The organism is Synechococcus sp. H55.9 (genome assembly GCF_047462355.1).
Lineage (GTDB): Bacteria > Cyanobacteriota > Cyanobacteriia > Thermostichales > Thermostichaceae > Thermostichus.
Window position 1 is genome coordinate 1 of sequence record NZ_JANSJB010000082.1, and the last position, 1,953, is coordinate 1,953.

The 1,953-nt window shown below is 63.1% G+C and carries 1 protein-coding gene; it reads left to right on the plus strand.

The genetic code is table 11. From position 1 onward, the window contains the following. A partial coding sequence (locus NW857_RS10285; protein ID WP_414368876.1) for a DUF3488 and DUF4129 domain-containing transglutaminase family protein occupies window positions 1–1,839 on the plus strand: 1,839 nt, incomplete at its 5' end. Window positions 1,840–1,953: the final 114 nt, after the last annotated feature.

Consider the following 1,953-nt stretch of genomic DNA (forward strand, 5'->3'; position numbering starts at 1 on the left):
GGATCCCTGGCTTTGCTGGCAACCCTTCTCGCGGTGGTTTTGTTTTTCCTCTTTCCGCGCCTTAGCTTGGGGCTCCTAGGCCGGCAGGCCCGCTCGCCGGTGATGACCACTGGCTTTGCCGAGGAAGTCAGCCTGGGGGAGTTCGGCACCCTCAAGACCGACAGCACTGTTGTTATGCGGGTGGAGTTCCCGGCAGGGGTGCCGCCTCAGGTGGAGTCCCTCTACTGGCGGGGGATCAGCTTTGATCGCTACGACGGGCGGGCTTGGTCGCGGACGCTGAACCGCGCGATCCCGATTTTCCCCAATGCAGCAGGGGTCTTTGATCTCTCGGCTTCCCCCTTGATCCCCACCGCTAGCGACCTCCAGTTCTTTCCCCTGGAGCAGCTTATCTACCTAGAGCCGCTGGCCACCAACACCGTCTTTGGGGTGGCGCCGCTGCTGGAGGTGGAGTGGTTGGATCGGGGGGGGGCGATGACCCCTCAGCAGGCATGGCAACGGCAAACTCGCCGCCTCCTCCTGCACGAGAGCGGGGATGTCAGCCATTCCCTGCCCCCCCGGATGCCCTATTTCTATCGCGCCGTGAGCTGGATCCCCCGCGATCTGGGGCCCCGCCTGCGCCAGCTCGGCCAGGCGGAGTTGCTAAGTGCTCTTGACCCAGCCCAGCAGGCAGCCTACCTGCAGCTGCCGGCAGAGCTGGATCCGCGCATTCCCGCATTGGCAGAGGAGATCACGGCTGGGATCCCCGATGTCTTTGGCAAGGCGACAGCTCTGCAGAACTACCTGCTGGAGAACTACGCCTACACCACGGATCTGCCGGATCCCGGGGCCGAACCGCCTTTGGAGGCCTTTTTGTTTACCCACCGCCGCGGCCACTGCGAATACTTTGCCACCGCCCTGACGGTGCTGGCCCGCAGCATTGGCATCCCGGCCCGCGTGGTCAATGGCTTTTTGGGCGGGCGCTGGGTGGCGCAGGAAAAGTACCTGGCGGTGCGCAACGCCGATGCCCATTCTTGGACGGAGATCCCCTTTGGCCCCTATGGATGGATCCTCTTCGACGCCACGCCGCCAGAGGCCAATGTCAGCCAGCGGCAAAGCTGGTGGGATCCCCTGCAAGATTTTTACGACAGCCTGCGCTTCCGTTGGTTTAAGTACGTCATCCAGTACGACCTATCCACCCAGCGGCAGATCTGGCGGCAGATTCAGGAGATCGCCAGTGCAGTAGCGGTCTCTTCCGATCGAGAGGATGTTGCCGCCGCCTTCCGTCGCGGTCTGGTGGGCTGGGGGCAAAGGCTGCAACAGAACAGCCTGCCGCTGCTGGGGGTGATTTTGATCACCGGCTTCACGGCCTACTGGGGCCGCCGCCGCCGCTACCAGGCTTTGCACTGGCGGGATGGGGGATGGGTCCTCTTGGCCACACTTGGCAATGGAGTGGTGATGGGATCCCTGTGGCAGCCGCCCCCAGAATGGCCCACCTGGATGATCGGGATCCTGCTGCCAAGTCTGGCCTTTGCCGGCATGCGCTGGATCCCGACGGCCCTGCCCAAATCGCAGCGGCGCCGCCAGGCAATCTCCAGACTTTACCTCCAACTGCGGGAGCTGGCGACGGCAGTGGGGATCCCAGCCCACCTGGGGCCGGAAGCCTGCCTAGAACACTTGCGCCAGTCCAACTTGCCCCAAGCCGAGCTGGCCATCCAGTTCCTGCAGCGCTACCTGGAGGTGCGCTTTGGCGGGATCGCGCTGGAAGCCGGGGAACTGCGGCGTTGGCAACAATGCCTCAGACAGCTTAGGCAGGCCTGGCAGACCCAAAATTCCTCCCTTGCCCCCAAAAGAGCCGCTTGACCGGAAGACGGCTATGTCCTGGCGCAAGTCTCCCAAGAGCTCTACGAGAAGCCTTGACATTATGAAGGGGTTAAGAGATAGTTAACTCTAGGTATAGACCCTGCCATAGACTGG